Here is a 17,564-nt window from a genome sequence, read left to right as displayed (position 1 = left end):
ACGACAGATTTATGAAGAATTTTTTTGAAGAATTGAATGATATCCTGTTTTTGGATATTGAAACAGCATCTCTTGAGTCAGATTTTGAAACTCTATCAGAAAGATATCAAGAGGAATGGTTGAAAAAAGAGAAACTCATCCAGAAATCAGATGAAGCCATTGAGCCAGGGGGGTTATTTTTCGAAAAGGCAGGGATTTATGCTGAGTTTGGAAAGGTGCTCTGCATAGGTGTTGGCTACTTTGTGTTTGATAAAGAAAAGGAAGAGTTGGTGTATAGAACCAAGACTTTTGCAGAAGATAGTGAGTATGAAACACTACAGGCATTCGCGACATTACTTGAAAAAAAGCCATGGGTTCTCTGTGCACACAATGGGAAGGAGTTTGATTTTCCCTATCTCTCCAGAAGAATTTTGATTAATAGAATTCCTCTGCCAGAGCCATTACAGATGGCTGGTAGAAGACCATGGGAGATCAGACATTTGGATACCTTGGAGCTTTGGAAGTTTGGTGATTACAAGCATTATACGCGCTTAGAGTTGTTGGCAACTGTTTTTGATATTCCTACTTCCAAAGGAGGGATAGATGGCTCCCAAGTGAATGATGTGTATTACAACCAAGCTGGCTTAACAAGTATCAGGGCATATTGCCTTCGAGATGTATTGGTGACTGCGAGAATTTACTTAGCCTTTAGGGGGGTGCCACCTGAAATTGAGTTTGAAATCATCAATTTGGATCTAGAAAAAGAGTGACCTAAAATAACTTTTTCGCTTTATATTTTAAGATTACACTCGTGTTATTTCAATATTGAATTCGTGTTAATTCAAAATTTATGTTGTGCTATTTCAAAATTAAACTCGTGCTATTTCAAAATTGAAGTCATGATAATTCAAAATTTATGTTGTGTTATTTCAAAATAATTAGTATTTTTGAAATAAAAAATGCTGATTAACAGGAAGATATATGATTCGGTAAAGGCAATGATTCCAAAGTACCCTATTATTGCTTTGACTGGTCCGAGACAATCTGGGAAGACTACTTTGTTGAAGGATTTGTTTCAGGGGTATCGATATATCAGTCTTGAGAATCCTGACTATAGAAATTTCGCTGAAAAGGATCCAAATGGATTTCTGGAAGAGTATGATCATCAAGTAATTTTTGATGAAGTACAAAGGGTACCAGCACTGTTTTCTTATCTCCAGACAAAAGTGGATAATCATCCAGATCGGATGGGAACTTATGTACTTTCAGGGTCACAAAATTTCCATTTGATGCATAATATCACACAGAGTCTGGCGGGAAGGGTTGCGATATTTAAGCTTTTCCCGCTTGATCATCAGGAACTAAGTTCTGTTGGCTTATTGCAAGATGAGTTTTTAGACAATTTAGTCAAAGGGTTTTATCCCGCGATTTATCATAGAGATATTCCGTCTAAGGTCTTTTATTCCAATTATATTCAGACTTATATCAATAGAGATGTAAGTGAATTGATTGCTATTAGGGAAATGCGATTATTTCAAAATTTCCTTTCGCTTTGTGCGGCTCGTGCGGGACAGTTACTGAATCTGAATGCTTTGGCTAATGAATGTGGTATCACACAGCCTACTGCAAAAGCATGGCTTTCAGCATTGGAGCAAAGTTTTATTACGTTTCAGCTGGATCCTTATTTTAAAAACTTCAGCAAAAGGATTTTGAAAACCCCAAAACTGTATTTTTATGATACAGGATTGTTATGTCATTTGCTTAAGATTTCATCTGTGGAGAAGCTTTTGATTCACCCTATCAAAGGAGCTTTGTTTGAGAATATGATGATTGCAGAATATGTCAAACAAATGCATCATTCCAATAATTTGGAAGATATATGGTTTTGGCGAGATTCTGGAGGTAATGAAGTCGATCTACTTGTGGACCAAGGGTTGGATGTTAGGGTTTACGAATTCAAAGCGACAAAAACCATTACAACGGATATGTTTGATGGGCTCAATAAGTTTCAAGATATTTCAAAAATTCAGAATTTGGAAAAATCACTTGTCTATGGAGGCGATGATAATCAATTAAGAACAGCAGGTGACTTGATTTCATGGAAGCGTTTTCCAAGATGAGTTAAATAATCTTTGTTTTTGGAATGGAACCTTTTAGACAATAATCTTCTTCTTATCTTTGGGTATAATAAATGTAGTCGCTTTGAATAGCCACCCAAAAGTAAAGATTAGTCGCCTCAATTTTTCAGTACATAGCGAATCGAAGCTATTTGAAAAAGTACTTCAGCTTACAAGCTTTTCAATGCATGCCAATACTTTTCTTCGGAATGTTAAATTCCGAAAGAGATAATTATTAAATTAAAGAAATTAAATACACGACCATTTTTATGGGAAGAAAATCAAACAACAAATCAGATAAAGGCAAGAAAAAAGGAGGTAAGGTCATGGATGCTGCCCAGCTTGCTAGAAAAATCTTAAACTTTTTGGATAATAACTTTGGAGAAGAATTCAATGCCAAACAGATTATTAAGAAATTAGAAATCAGAGACTCTGTCACCAAAGGAGGGGTAGAGCCTATCTTACATAAGCTTGCCGCTGGAGGATCTGTATCCAAGTCACCGAGGAATTATTTCTCCTCGACCAAAGACCCTGAGTTTGTCGAAGGTGTAGTGGATTATGTGAATCCGAGATTTGCTTATATCATAGCAGATGCCAAGTTCAATGTGGAAGAAGACATCCTTGTCAAAGAAGCAGACTTGAAAAATGCTTTGGATGGAGATAGGGTGAGAGTGATGGTTTTGCCTATGAAGGGGAGAACAGGAAGGTCCGAGGGCAAAGTACTTGAAGTACTAGAGAGAAGTAGGGATGAATTTGTAGGTAGGGTGGAGATATCCCCAAGATTTGCCTTTGTGGTGCCAGATTTCAAGAAAATGCATCATGATATCTTCGTGCACAAGGGAGATCTAGGAGGAGCAGAGCACAATCAAAAAGTAGTAGTGAAGCTGACCGAATGGAGAGAGGGGGATAAGAATCCTACTGGAAAAGTCACCAGAGTTTTAGGAAAAGCGGGAGAACATGAAGTAGAGATTCATTCCATCATGGCTGAGTTTGGTTTGCCATTCGAATACCCTGCAGATGTAGTGGCAGAAGCTGACACGATCCCAGAGCAGATTTCTCCCAAAGAGATCAGTGCTAGAAAGGACTTTAGGGGAATTACTACATTCACCATAGATCCAGCAGATGCGAAGGATTTTGATGATGCCATCTCTTACCGAAAACTAGATAATGGGAATTATGAAATAGGCGTACATATCGCAGATGTTACTTATTATGTGCAACCCAAAACAGGTCTTGAAAAAGAGGCTTTTGATAGAGCTACATCTGTTTACCTAGTAGATAGAACCATCCCAATGCTTCCTGAGCGATTGAGTAATGGACTGTGTTCTTTGAGACCCAATGAAGACAAATTGACTTTTTCATGTGTCTTTGAGATGGATGAATCAGGTGACGTTTTGAATCATTGGATCGGTCGGACAGTGATTCATTCGGATCGCAGGTTTGCCTATGAAGAGGCACAAGAAAATATCGATAACCAGTCAGGTGACTTCTTTGAAGAATTAACTTTGCTGAATGAATTGGCTAAAAAATTAAGAAAAAGAAGGTTTGACAAAGGAGCGGTGAATTTTGAAACAGTGGAGGTGAAGTTTAAACTTGATGAAAAAGGTACACCACTGGGACTTTTTGTCAAGGAGCGCAAGGATATACACAAGATGATAGAAGAGTTCATGCTGTTGGCAAACAGGACGGTGGCAGAATTCATTTATAATAAAAACAAAGGTGCAGATACTTTTGTATATAGAGTTCACGATCATCCCGATCTAGAGCGATTAGAGACATTTTCCAATTTTGCCAAGAAATTCGGTCATGAAATCCAGATGGGAGAAGGGAATAGGATCTCCAAGGCACTCAATAAATTGATGGATGAGATTCAGGGTAAACCTGAGCAGAATGTATTGGAACAATTGGCGATTCGTAGTATGGCTAAGGCAATCTATACAGTAGAGCCTAGAGGCCATTTTGGATTGGCATTTAAGCATTACACGCATTTCACTTCACCTATCAGAAGGTATCCTGACATGATGGTGCATAGGTTATTGCAGCATTATTTGGATGGTGGAAAGTCTCCTGAGTCAGAGAGCTGGGAAGATAAATGTCTGCATTCCTCAGATAGAGAAAAGAGAGCTTCTAATGCTGAGCGGGCATCTATCAAATACAAGCAGGTAGAATTTATGTCTTTGGCTGAAGACAAGGATTATGTGGGAATTGTCTCAGGTGTGACAGAATGGGGTGTGTTTGTAGAAATCACCGAAACCAAATGTGAAGGAATGATTAGAGTCCAAGATATGGACGATGATTATTATGAATTTGATGAAAAAAATATGCGCCTGATAGGTAGCAAAAATAAAAAAATGATCACTTTGGGTGATCAAGTCAATGTCCGTGTAGTAGCTACCGATATAGACAGAAGAACCATAGACTTGGAATTTGCAGATAATGAATCAAACGACAGAAAACCTAAGCGTAGATAAGCTTTTAGCTGATTTAGAAAACCACATTCAAAGGCACCATTATGGTGCGTCACCTAATGAACTATACGAGCCCATTAGTTATATCATGAGCTTGGGAGGCAAGCGGATCAGGCCTCTTTTGGCATTGATGGCTTATAGTCTTTATAAGGACAACTATCAGGACATCCTTAGCCCTGCCGCAGCAGTGGAGGTTTTTCATAACTTCACTTTGATGCATGATGATATCATGGATGATGCTCCGCTGAGAAGGGGGCAAGCGACTGTACATGAAAAGTGGAATGCCAACACTGCAATCTTGTCTGGTGATGTGATGTTGGTCAAAGCTTACGATATGCTGCTAGATATCTCCTCTGATAAGCTTCCAGTAGCTTTGAGTCTATTTAACCAAACAGCGGCTGAAGTCTGCGAAGGACAACAACATGACATGAATTTCGAAAGAATGGATCATGTCACTGACGAGGCGTATATAGATATGATTCGGCAGAAAACGGCTGTTTTACTTGGTTTTTCATTGCAACTTGGCGGCTTACTCGCGGATGCTACACCTGAAGAGGTACAGAAGTTGTATGATTTCGGTGTCAATATTGGGATTGGTTTTCAGCTTAAAGATGACTTGCTAGATGTCTATGCAGACAAAGCTAAGTTTGGTAAGCAAGTAGGTGGTGATATCATTGCCAATAAAAAGACTTACTTGTTGATCAAAGCCAAGGAATTGGCAACTGGTTCTCAAAGGGAGCAATTAGAAAGTTGGCTTGCAAAGACAGCGTTTGACAAAGAAGAAAAAGTAAAAGCTGTAACAGCAATCTATGATCAATTAGGCATCAAAGCATTGACCGAGGCAAAGATGCACGAATACTTTCAGGAAGGGTTTGAGCAGTTTAAGTCTCTGAAAGTGCCTAATAGAGCCAATTTTGAGATCCTTCTCAAGCTTACAGAAGATCTAGTCAATAGAGAGAAATAATCCTTTAGCTTTTCAATCATGATAGAATTATCAACGACGGTGGTCCTAATAGTGATCACCGTTTTGACTTCCTACTGGGGATTCAAAAACCCTCAGCTACTCAATCGGTGGATGTTTACGCCTTATTTAATCCAAGAAAGAAATCAGTGGTATAGATTTGTGTTGTCAGGGTTTATTCATAAGGATGGTACACATTTGCTTTTCAATATGTTTACCTTCTTTTTCTTTGGTGGAGCTGTGGAGCGGTTTCTCTTGTATCAGTTGGGTTTTATACCAGGGACGTTGGCATTTGTAGCTTTTTACGTGGCAGCTATCGTAGTAGCGGATATTCCTACCTATATGAAGGAAAGAGGGAATAGCTACTATCGTGCTTTGGGAGCAAGTGGGGGAGTGGCAGCTACGGTATTTGCCAGTATCATTTTGATGCCCTTATCTGATATTTGTTTGTTTGGGTTGATTTGTTTGCCAGGCTTTGCTTTGGGAGCTTTGTTTTTAATTTATTCTATTGTACAAGCTCGCAAAGGAAACGATGGTGTCAATCATAATGCCCATTTGTATGGTGCATTATTTGGAATTGTATTTATCTTGATTCTCAGTCCTGGTAGTGCTTTGAATTTTCTAGACCAAATAAAAAGCTTCAGGTTGTTCTGACCTGAAGCTTTTTACATTATGATTAATTTTTTCTAACCTTTATTCAATGTCGTTTAGTTAAGGGTAACTTTTCCAAAGTTTAGATTTGTAAACAATGTTTGTTTTTACTTTTAATCCAACTTTGGAAAAGTTTAAATTCAACTTGTAGATTTATCTAAACGGTATTGAATTTTTATTTGTCTTTTTGAAGTTGTCTGATGTTTTTGTCTGTTACAGACTTCAGCATGCCGATCCAATTTTCGCCTTTTTCTTCTGCAAATACATCTGGCCCTGGAACACCTACTCTCATTCCGATTGTCGTGGTAGCCGTGCCGCCTTGACCTTCAGATTTGAAGTATATATCTAGTGCATTGATATTTGAAGTGAATCTAGAGAGTTTATCTATGCTGGCTCTGATTTCGGCTTGAACAGATTCGCTTACATCGAGATTTGGAGATTGAACATCGATCTTTACTCCTTTATAATTTTCAGTGTAGTTCATGGTTATAAAATTTAGATTTGTTTCGAAAATATATCTAATTATACGGATTTAAGGTGTTAAAAGTCACAAAAAAACCACTCAATTTGAGTGGCTTTTTTAATCATCTCAGTCTGAGACTTATTTTTTTGTCAATTCAGTTTTCATCTCTTCAATATTGAGAATTTTCGAGATTTGATTGCTTTCGATCTCTCTGAATTTAGTGAGTTGAATATTAATCTGTTTGGTGATTTCTGCTCTAACTTCCTCAGCACCGTCGGTTGGCCGGTATTCTCCTGTACCTGCGATCACGTTGAGGTGCGCGAGTTTATTATTCAATCTGATAGGGTAGTTCAATGGATCTTGACCACTTCTATTTTGAGTTTGATAAAGTTCCTTCTCGATATCAGATATTTGTTTTATGATAGGTTCAATTCTCCTTTTTTGTCTAGCATCTTTTTCAACGATTGCATTGAGTTCATCTCGATATTTTCTGATCATGATGATGGCCTCGTGAGTTTCAGTGAGTTTATCTCTGACAGCCAACAAGAAGTCGTATTGTGCTTGCAGATCATCTTGTGTAGAAGGATATCTCAGGTCAGGCAGAACTTTGAATCCTTGTTCTTGAGCTACTCCATCTACGATTAGCTTTACCTTATAATCACCTGGAACTACCTTTGGACCTCTCAATGGGCCTGACCACATGATCATCCCTTCAAATCCTCTCGCATCTGGTATTCTCAAATTCCAGTTAAATTCATTAGATCCAAGGCTATATTTTATTTTTTCGCCACCTTCCGCTTTGGAAGAAAATTCTCTAATGAGCTTATTGTTGTTGTCATAAAACTCAAATCTAAGCTCATCTTTAGGTTCATCTTTCAAGTGATAATATACCAATACACCACCTGGTCTATTTGTTCCAGCAGTCAGAGACTCTCTCCTCATACCATCAAGTCGATAAGAATCCTGTGGTTTGAAAAGATGAAATGGTTTATTAGAGATGTCTTCAGACATTTGGTGCAAGACTGTCAAGTCATCTATTATCCAGAAACTTCTCCCTTGAGTAGCTGCTATCAAATTATTTTCTTTGATCGTCAAATCTGTGATTGGAACTATAGGTAGATTAAGTTGAAAAGGTTGCCAGTTTGATCCATCATTGAATGAAATGTACATGCCAGTCTCAGTCCCCGCATAGAGTATACCTCGCTTGACAGGATCTGCTCTTACCACTCTGGTAAAATGTTCCCCGTCGATACCGTTGACTATTTTAGTCCAAGTTTTACCAAAATCAGTAGTCTTGTACAGGTATGGTGCAAAGTCCCCATTTTTATAAGAAGTAGCAGCAAAATATACTCCTCCCTCTTCAAAAGGATGTCCTTCCATACTGTTGATTTGAGTCCATTCTGGAAGATCTTTTGGAGTGACATTTTCCCAAGTAGCTCCATTGTCTTTGGATACATGAACCAATCCATCATCAGAACCTGTCCAGATTACTCCTGCTTTGATTGGATTTTCAGCTGCTGAGAATATAGTGCTGTAGTACTCTACAGAAGTGTTGTCTTTAGTAATTGGCCCTCCAGATGGTCCAAGTTTTTCCTTAGCATTTCTGGTAAGGTCTCCGCTGATGGTTTGCCATGACTGACCTCCATTGGTAGATCTGTGAACTTGGTTAGAAGTAGTATAGAGTACTTTTGAATCGTGTATAGAGAAGAAAATAGGAAAGTTCCATTGGAATCTATATTTCATTCCTTCTGCTCCATGCCCCATTGGGTTGTCAGGGTAGACATTGACATTTCTTCTTGCCATGGTGCCATGATCCAGTCTTTGGAGTAGTCCACCATAGTTTCCACCAAAGACCACATCAGGATTGTCAGGATCTACAGCGAGCCATCCACTTTCAGATCCAGCACTAACTTCCCAGTCAGATTCTGTAATTGCTCCACCTTCATTTCTATGAGCGATTCGCATGGTACTGTTATCTTGCTGAGCGCCGTAGATTCTGTACGGGAAATGATTATCTGTAGTCACTCTGTAGAACTGTGCGGTTGGTTGGTTCATATAAGTAGACCAATTAGCACCTCCATCATGGCTAACCTGAGCGCCGCCATCATCAGCGATCACCATTCTCTTGTTATTGTTAGGATCTATCCAAAGGTCATGATGATCTCCATGTGGAGCGGAATGGCTTGTGAATGTTTCACCCCCATCGGTCGATTTATGATACCTTACATTGACAACATAGACAGTATTTTCTTCTTGTGTGTCTGCATAGATTCTGGTGTAATACCACGCTCTTTGTCTGAGGTTTCTATCTTCATTGGTTTTTTCCCAAGTTTTGCCTCCGTCATCAGATCGGAAAACACCTCCATTGAGGTTTTCTACAATGGCCCAAAGTCTATTTGAGTTTACAGGAGAAACCGTGATGCCCATGATCCCAAGCAATCCCTCAGGAAGTCCAGGATTTCTAGATATTTGTGTCCAGTTCTTACCACCATCGGTACTCTTAAACATTTTAGAACCTGGGCCACCACTTTCTAAGCTGTATGGAGTTCTTTTGACTTCCCAAGTGGTCGCATAGAGTGTTTCTGGATCATTTGGATCCATGATCAAGTCGATGGCACCTGATACTTCATTGACATATAGTATCTTTTCCCAATTGTATCCTCCATCGGTAGATTTGTATACGCCTCGGTCTGGGGTTGGTTTGAATATATCACCTAGTACTGCTGCGTATACTACGTCTGGATTTTTTGGGTGAATTCTTACCCTCGGGATAAATCTTGAGTCTTTGAGCCCTGTTTGTTCCCATGATTTGCCAGAGTCTTTGCTTTTCCAGATGCCATAGCCATAGGATACATTACCACGGACAGTTTTTTCGCCACCGCCTACATAGACGATACTCGTATCACTTGGAGCTACAGCGACAGCACCAATAGAGCCACCAAAATAACCATCAGAAACAGATCGCCAAGTTTTCCCCGAGTCGTCTGTTCGCCATACACCGCCTCCAGTTGCACCGAAGTAGTAAGTGTCAGGAGCTCCAGCAATACCTTCTACGGCTGCAGATCTACCACCTCTATGTGGTCCTACTAGTCGCCATTGTACTGCTTCATATATCTTTTCATCATAGGTCTGTGCCTTGATTTCTGGCGTTGGTATGATCAAAAACCAGAGAAGAAAGCTTAAGATTGGAATATAGATTTTTCTCATAGTATAAAGGGTTTGTTATTGATTCTTAAAATTTACTTTATTTTGAAGGGTACACATTAGGGAAAATGATCAATGGTCAAAAGTCTATTTGAAAAAAAGCTGTTTGGAATACTACTGATCCCAAACAGCTTGCTAAGATTGAAATATTAATTTCCGTAATTTGGATTTTGTGTCATATTTGGATTGGAGAGTAACTCATCCCTTGGGATTGGTAGAATTTGCTTCCAAGGTTGGTCCAAACTCACTGGCGCAGCAGAATTCTTGCGACTTACACTCCCCAACACTGTAAGTGCTCTCCCTGTCCTTACCAAGTCGAAGAAACTATGACCTTCAAAAGCAAACTCAAATTTTCTTTGCTTTTCGATTTCTAAGAGAATATCCTGTGTAGAAATAGGTCCTGAATATGCTCCAGCACCCGCTCTATTTCTCACTGCATTGATGTCAGCGATAGCAAGTGGAAGAGTAGTTGGACTTTGAGCATAAGCTTCAGCTCTATTGAGATACATCTCAGAGACTCTAATGACATGGAAGTTGTCGATATTCCCAGGCTTTCTATATTTTGTAGGATAGAATACACCTTGCACACCATCAAAGCCAAACATGGTACCTCTTATGTCATTGCTGTTGGCTTGAATCTCTGCAATGAAGCTTTCGTGAACAGCTAACTCACCCCTACCTCCTTGAGCTCCTGGGAAATACCAAAATCGCATACCACTTTGATCCGCCGCGATAAACTCAAGTTCAAAGATAGATTCGGAAGTAAACTCCCCGGCAAATATTCCCAAATAATCATTTAAGAGGCTGTATTTGCTATCATTGATCACGTCAGTACTGAGTCTGATTACTTCTTGGTAGTTTTTAGTATACAAGTAAAACCTAGAAAGTAAAGCTCTTGCAGTTCCTTTTACAGCCCTAGCTTTGGTGGCGGTGTTATTCGCTTGTGTTTCAGGAAGAAGGTTGAGTGCATTTAATAGGTCAGCCTCTACCTGGTTGTAGCCGTCTATCAGTACAGGTCTACTTGGGTAAAGTGATTCATTGACAGCTCTAGAAGGTGTCGTGGGAAGCACAACACTACGCTCACCATGCACTCCAGGAACACCCCCAAAGACTCTATTCAAATCAAAGAATGCCAATGCTCTGACAAAATATGCTTGACCGATGATGTTGTCTTTTCTGGCCTGAGTCATTTCTATGTTCGGAACCTCTGCAATGATATTATTGGCTTGGTTCACGGCTCTATAAGCAGCCGTATAGAAGTTGGTGATTTCAAGGTTTGAGGCGTCCAGTTGATATGTATCCAATTCTCTGTAGAAATCCCAAGTTCCTACACTTTGAGAAATGTCACTGGATACATCACTGATGATTTGGAAATTTCTACCATAATAGAAACCAGATTGTAATTGATGGTACAATCCTGCTAGTGCAGCATCAGCACTTTTTTCGTTGGTGAATGCTGTCTGATCTGATATTTGTGTTTCAGGTTCTTGATCCAATACATTACATGCTGTGTTCAGACCAAATCCTAAAATCGATATACCTAATATTAATTTGTTAAATTTCATGATTTCTTGGATTTAGAATGTGATATTGAAACCTCCCATAAATACTCTTGGCTGCGGCATAGCGTAGAAATCAACTCCTTGCGTGGTAGCTGTACTAGCTGTAGAGTTGACTTCAGGATCCATTCCACTGTAATTCGTGAAGGTTAGTACATTTTGTCCGCTGATATACACTCTTGCTGAGGTCATCCCTAGTTTGGATGCCAGAGAGGCTGGTAAAGTATAGCCAATGCTTAAATTCTTCAATCTCAAATAGGATCCATCTTCCACAAACCTTGAAGGCCTAAGGTTGGCTGCATAGTTGGCATTAGTCATTCTTGGAACCATGGTGATGTCTCCAGGCTGTTGCCATCTTTCAAGCTGGCTGGATAGGAAGTTCGTATTCCTTGTTCCTCCGTGCTCTTGGAAGAATTTATTCCAAAAAAGCTGATCGTTTCCATAAGAGTACTGGAAGAAAATCATGGCATCGAAATTCTTATACCTAAAGGTATTGGTGAGTCCTCCAAAGAAATCAGGCCATGCATCACCTACAATGAACCTATCAATATTTGGATCAAATGGTCTATTTGGATCTTTTGTCTCCCATATTGGGTCTCCAGTTTCAGGATTTACACCTAACTGCTTGTGCATCCAGAATGAGTACATAGGTATTCCTTCTTCCATTCTGATGATATCTCTGTTGTACACTGGAATGGCCTGTGCTAGCTTTTTAATGTTGTTTCTATTTTGAGCGACATTGAAATTGACATCCCAAGTAAAATCTTGTCTATTCACCAAGTTTCCAGCGATTGAAAGTTCAAATCCTTTGTTTTCCATTTCACCAAAGTTTTGGAAAATACTGCTGAAACCACTGGCTCTAGGGATAGGTACTGCTAAGAGCAGGTCAGTAGTCTGTTTGTTGTAATAATCAAAAGAGACATTGAGCCTGTCACTGAACATGGCAAAGTCAACTCCAATATTAAATTGAGCCGTTCTTTCCCATTTTAAATCTGGATTTGCTAACTGAGAAGGTTCGGTTCCAGGAGTGATTGCATAATTTGCTCCACCTGCCCATAGTCCTCTTGATTGGAAATCGTTGATACCGTTTTGATTACCAGTGACACCGTAACTTGAGCGAAGTTTTAGGTCAGATACAAGTTTACTTTTATTAAAGAAGTCTTCCTCAGAAATTCTCCAGCCTACTGCTGCAGAAGGGAATGTTCCCCATCTATTGGCTGTACCAAATCTAGAACTACCATCTCGCCTCACATTCAAGGTTAGTAAATATTTGTTTTGAAGGGAATAATTTATTCTGGTAAACAAAGAAGCAATTCCCCAGATAGATCCATCAGAAGATGATGTTTGAACTGCAGCAGAAGCAATTCTTTTGAAGTCATTGGACGGGAATTGTTGTCCTGTTGCCGAAGTTCTTTCAAAAGTTGATTGTTGTAATGTTGTTCCTAGCAGTACGCTTAGACTATGACCTCCATCGAAATTGGTCTGATAGTTTAAAACATTTTCTTGAATCCAGTTGTCATTTACAGAAACTATTGAAGTTGCTTGACCATTTACAGCAGCACCAGCATTGAGTAGAGTGTTGATGTAGGTATCTTCTTTTACATTATTATAATCTACGCTGAAATTACTTCTTAATGTCAGACCAGGGAAAAATTCATATTCACCATATACTGTGGCTAATACTCTGTTTGTCACCATGGTAATATCATTTTCATTGATTACAGCAATAGGGTTCTCGAAAATTGAGAACTTTGTATAACTACCATCTGGCTGGTATGGTGGTAAGTTAGATGGAAAGAAGTGCGTACCACCTAGTGCTCCAGCAATGTTGTCATCATTATTGACCCTATTTCTGATATTTCTTGAATATAGGATACTGGTTCCAATTTTTAATTTATCCGAAACGAAAGCATCAAGATTAAGTCTTCCAGTTCTTCTTGTAAATGAAGATGGAGCAACAATTCCATCCTGATTGAAATCTGAAGCAGATGCTAGATACCTTATTTGGTCATTACCACCAGTAACAGAAACATCAAAGTTGGTAATTGGCGCATCTCTAAAAACAAAATCAGCATAATTTGTACTAATTGCTTGAGATGGATTCGGATATATTGGTTGGCCACCATTGTTAACAGCTGCTTCATTGCGAAGCATCTCAAAAGTGGATCCATCTACCAAGTCTGGCTTTCTCCAAGCGCTTTGTACACCGTGATAGGCGCCGATTGTTACCCTAGCTTTTTGACTTTTACCTCTTTTGGTAGTAATCAAAACTACTCCATTGGCAGCTCTTGCTCCGTATATGGCTGTTGCTGATGCATCCTTTAGGATTTCCATAGATTCAATATCGGCGGGATTGATATCAGCCATCGCATTTGCAGTACTACCACCAAGCCCAACTGCTGATAAGTTTCCCGAGACAATTGGAATACCATCCACTACATAGAGGGGGTCGTTGTTTGCATTGATCGAAGTTGTACCTCTTACTCTGACAAACATACCACCCCCAGGAATTCCTGAATTTGATGATACTAAAACACCAGCTGCACGACCCTGCATCATTTGATCAGGGCTTGGCATAGGTAGATTTTCAATGTCTTTGGAGCTTACTGAAGAAATAGCTGAGGTTAGGGTCTTTCTGTCTTGCTCTCCATAACCAACGATGATTACTTCTCCTAGCTGCTTGACATCTTCACGTAGCGTAATGTTGATACTGCTTCTAGTTCCAACGACCACTTCTTGACTTAAATAGCCAATGTAGGTAAAGATCAAGACCGCATCACTATTGGGGACTTGAATTGTAAAGGAACCATCAATATCGGTTACTGTCCCGATAGTAGTTCCTTTGACTTGGATGTTTGCACCAGGTATTGGCTGGTTGTCTGAGCCTGATATCACTGTACCAGATACGTTTTTTTGTTGGGCATGCAGATAGCCCGTCGATGCAATCAATGATAACATGACTGCGAGTAAAACTTTCCTCATAGTTAGACTGGTTTAGTATTGTTGAACAATAAACTTCTTAAAAGTTAGAAAAAATCTTGCTTAATTTTCAAGGGTTCATCTAAATAAAAGTATTAAAAATGGTAAACTGAAAAATAATGTTAGAATAGTTTTAAAATCAAGTGATAATATTAGTTTAAATAATTAATATAAGTATTAATCGAAATTTACTATTGTTAGTCTCTGTTTATTATTCTTTTATGATTAGAATATTTTATTTTTTTTTATTAATTACCACGTATTTAATTCTGAATTATTAACTATATATGATAAAAAAAACTGTCAACCAAAATGAATTGACTGATAGTTTTTAGATTTTAAAGACTGGTTTGTTAATCAGCTTTCTCGTAAAGCTTTTTAAGATGAGGTACACCTTTTTCCATCCACTCAGGAGCAGGCTTATTCATCAAATGATGGTCAAAGTACTCTTTCATCCTTCTTTGGAAGTCTTTTTGATTAGCCTCGTTGGCTAGGTGATGACCTTCATTTGGATAGGAAAGGAAGATCACTTCTTTACCCATTCTTCTGGCAGCATTGTATAATTCAAGTCCTTGTGACCAATCCACCGCTCCATCTTTGGTGCCATGAAGAATCATGAATGGCGTTTTGATATTTGGGATATGAAACATCGGATTTTCACGCTGATAGATTTCTCTATGTGTCCAAGGTGTCACGCCATACCCCATTCTTACTTGACCGATTTCCATGATTCCATGGTGTACAGTTCCACTACTACCATAAATATTATTGTAGAAGCTCTCCAAATTGGTAGGTGGAGCGCCTGTCACGATACACTTAAACATATCAGTCTGAGTCAGGATAAATGAAGTCTGGTATCCACTCCAGCTGTGTCCTTGAAGCCCTATGTTGTTTTCATCCGCATACCCTTGCTTGATCAATTCTTTGGCAGCAGATGTGATGACATCAAGTGAGCTAGTACCAGGCTTGCCTTCTTCAAATACAATGTCTGGCATAAAAATCACATAGCCATTACTTGCGTAAGTGGAGAAATGCGGTCGGTCATCATATACTGGCATAGAGTACTGGTGATGTCGCTCTGACATGGTTTCGTAAAAGTAAATAATCGTAGGGTAAGCTTTCCCTTCTTCATAATCAGCAGGTAACGTCATGGTACCTTGCAACTTGTTGCCTCTGCTGTCAGTGAAATCAACCAATTTTCTGCTTCCCCATGCATATTCAACTTGCTGCGGATTGGCATCGGTTAGTTTTTTCTGGCCATTAAACTTACTATTTGCAGCATAGTAATCAGGATAATCTACAAATGTTTGTTTGGTGAAAAAGACTTTATCACTATTTTCTGCTTTCATAGGTCTACCATAGCTCATGTCCTCGTACACCAAAGCTTTTGGCTGAGAACCTAAGTTCAATTCAAAGAAACCTTCTTTTTTCGTCTTGTCACCATAGGCAGTCAGAAGTAGTGGTTTTTTCGTATCAATCCACTCTTCTTCACTGTCTAGAGAAATATATCTCAATCTAATTTCTTGTTGATCTCCTATTTTGGTAATGTTTTCAGCTTTAGAGCCGTCTAGCACTAGCATCCAGAGGTCATACTTATGATTGAGAATTACATTTTTACCATCCTTAGTCCATCCAGCCACACCGAAAGTTGGGTTCTCATGCGGATAAGGATGCTCCATATCCATGAAGATGACTGCTGCTTTCTCAGAAATATTCGTTTTTTTATCAGTTTGAAGGTCGTAAGCGATAATAGCCGTATCTTTTTGATATAAGTAATATCTTCCGTCAGGCGAAGACTCTAAAGTTCTGATCACTAAATCTTCGATTTTTTTACGTGAGCCATTATTGATGTCTACCCTATAAAGATCTGCTGGCGAAATCCCCCAGTTGACATCACTGATATATGGGTTGTCATCTCTTCCTATTCTGTATTGGGGATGTTTAGAGTCCATCACATATTTGAGATCATCATCAGCGAGTCTGACGAATTTATCATCTGCTACATGGTAGATAGCATTGTAAGTGTAGTTTTTGTCTCTATTTGCTCTTACGATCTGTACCGACTGAATATAATCATCTTTCCAATGCCAAACATCTACATTTGCAATGGTGTCCTTACTCATTTTTACTTTAGCTTCTTGTTCCTTAATTCCCAAACCTACCGTTTTACCATCATTGCTAAAGCTTAGTCTTCCTTTTTCACTAATGACGTAGTCATCTGGGAAACCATTCACCTTATTGGAGAGCACTTTTTTTACTGGTGCTTTATCTACAGCTGTAAAGACAATTAGTTCGTTATTTTGATGAATAAGAGAGTCAACTTTATTTCCTTTCAATACGGCAAGTTGATTGCCTTTACTGCTCCACTCAGCTTTTTTTGCTTGAGCATCATCCCAAGTAAGGCTTTGATAGATAGCTTTGTCACTGTCTAGACTCTTAGTAGCCATGCTCTTAAGGTCAAGAATAAAAACACCATTACCTATTTGATCTTCTGCATCTACTAGGTAAGCTAAGTGGCTACTTTTTTGATTAAAAGCAAATTCTACAACATTTCCCAGGTTGAGGGCTGTTTTAGTCGATAAATCATACAAGACCAAATCAGAACCCCTTACATCCGATTTTGCATTCTCAGCCTTGTCTTTCAATACCGCCCAAAACTTCCCATCATTTGAAAAAGCCATTCTATTTGCTCTCTCAACTGAGAATTTATGATCAGAATTAAGGGATTTAACATGGGCTGTAGTCGGTACAGGTTTTCTAGCTTTTCTTAATTTTTCTGTTTCAGCCTTGTTTGGTCTTGTTAGATAAGCAAAATAAGCGTTGCTACTTGAAAAAGTTGGAGAGGAAGCATAAGGAATCCTTTCTAGCTTCTCTGAAGCTAAGGACTTGAGATGAAGTGTATCATCACCTCCATTGGGGCGCAAGGCATAAGCAAACCAATTTCCATCTGATGATGTAGTAGGAGAGACTATTCTAGACCATTTGCTATAGTCCTCCAATTGTAATAGCTTTTTTTGGGCATAGCTGTTTCCCACCAAGATCATTAGTAATAAAATGATACTGTATTTATTTAAATTCATATGATTGGATTTTAGTAAGTTTTTTGATCAAAATCCAATATCAAATGAAAACAGGAGTAATCAAATAAAAATTACATTGATGGTGTTGGTTTGTTCGGACAAA

General features: G+C 38.9%; 10 protein-coding genes. 5 read left to right on the top strand and 5 right to left on the bottom strand.

Going from position 1 to position 17,564, the window contains the following annotated elements:
• The first annotated feature begins 11 nt into the window (after positions 1-11).
• From CHB66_RS15755 to CHB66_RS15735, 5 genes are all read left to right on the top strand, one after another.
• Positions 12-749: a 3'-5' exonuclease gene (locus tag CHB66_RS15755; RefSeq protein ID WP_089242376.1), complete on the top strand. Its 738-nt coding sequence runs from the start codon at positions 12-14 to the stop codon at positions 747-749.
• A 189-nt stretch (positions 750-938) separates the two neighbouring features.
• Positions 939-2,099, top strand: a complete 1,161-nt coding sequence (locus CHB66_RS15750; RefSeq protein WP_089242375.1) for an ATP-binding protein — start codon at positions 939-941, stop codon at positions 2,097-2,099.
• Positions 2,100-2,365: 266 nt separating this feature from the next.
• Positions 2,366-4,567 (top strand): ribonuclease R, encoded by a 2,202-nt coding sequence (rnr, locus tag CHB66_RS15745; RefSeq protein WP_089242374.1) that lies wholly within the window; start codon positions 2,366-2,368, stop codon positions 4,565-4,567.
• On the top strand, positions 4,533-5,528 hold the full coding sequence (locus tag CHB66_RS15740) for a polyprenyl synthetase family protein (protein ID WP_089242373.1): 996 nt from the start codon (positions 4,533-4,535) through the stop codon (positions 5,526-5,528). Before rnr ends, CHB66_RS15740 begins: the two co-directional genes overlap by 35 nt.
• 21 nt (positions 5,529-5,549) lie before the next feature.
• Positions 5,550-6,179 carry a rhomboid family intramembrane serine protease gene (locus tag CHB66_RS15735; protein ID WP_089242390.1) on the top strand — a complete coding sequence of 210 codons (630 nt, stop codon included), beginning with the start codon at positions 5,550-5,552 and terminating at the stop codon, positions 6,177-6,179.
• Between the two features lie 172 nt (positions 6,180-6,351).
• Here CHB66_RS15735 and CHB66_RS15730 read toward each other — a convergent pair whose 3' ends face one another.
• From CHB66_RS15730 to CHB66_RS15710, 5 genes are all read right to left on the bottom strand, one after another.
• On the bottom strand, positions 6,352-6,660 hold the full coding sequence (locus tag CHB66_RS15730) for an HPF/RaiA family ribosome-associated protein (protein WP_089242372.1): 309 nt from the start codon (positions 6,658-6,660) through the stop codon (positions 6,352-6,354).
• A 117-nt stretch (positions 6,661-6,777) separates the two neighbouring features.
• Positions 6,778-9,846, bottom strand: coding sequence for a WD40/YVTN/BNR-like repeat-containing protein (locus tag CHB66_RS15725; RefSeq protein ID WP_089242371.1), 3,069 nt, complete (start codon positions 9,844-9,846; stop codon positions 6,778-6,780).
• 146 nt (positions 9,847-9,992) lie between these two features.
• Positions 9,993-11,408: a RagB/SusD family nutrient uptake outer membrane protein gene (locus tag CHB66_RS15720; protein ID WP_076502997.1), complete on the bottom strand. Its 1,416-nt coding sequence runs from the start codon at positions 11,406-11,408 to the stop codon at positions 9,993-9,995.
• A gap of 12 nt (positions 11,409-11,420) precedes the next feature.
• Positions 11,421-14,384 carry a SusC/RagA family TonB-linked outer membrane protein gene (locus CHB66_RS15715; RefSeq protein ID WP_089242370.1) on the bottom strand — a complete coding sequence of 988 codons (2,964 nt, stop codon included), beginning with the start codon at positions 14,382-14,384 and terminating at the stop codon, positions 11,421-11,423.
• Positions 14,385-14,734: 350 nt separating this feature from the next.
• Positions 14,735-17,461 carry an alpha/beta hydrolase family protein gene (locus tag CHB66_RS15710; protein WP_089242369.1) on the bottom strand — a complete coding sequence of 909 codons (2,727 nt, stop codon included), beginning with the start codon at positions 17,459-17,461 and terminating at the stop codon, positions 14,735-14,737.
• Positions 17,462-17,564: the final 103 nt, after the last annotated feature.

This window comes from Belliella buryatensis (genome assembly GCF_900188245.1).
Lineage (GTDB): Bacteria > Bacteroidota > Bacteroidia > Cytophagales > Cyclobacteriaceae > Belliella > Belliella buryatensis.
Note: the sequence above shows the minus strand (reverse complement) of the source record. Positions and strands in the feature narration are given on the sequence as shown.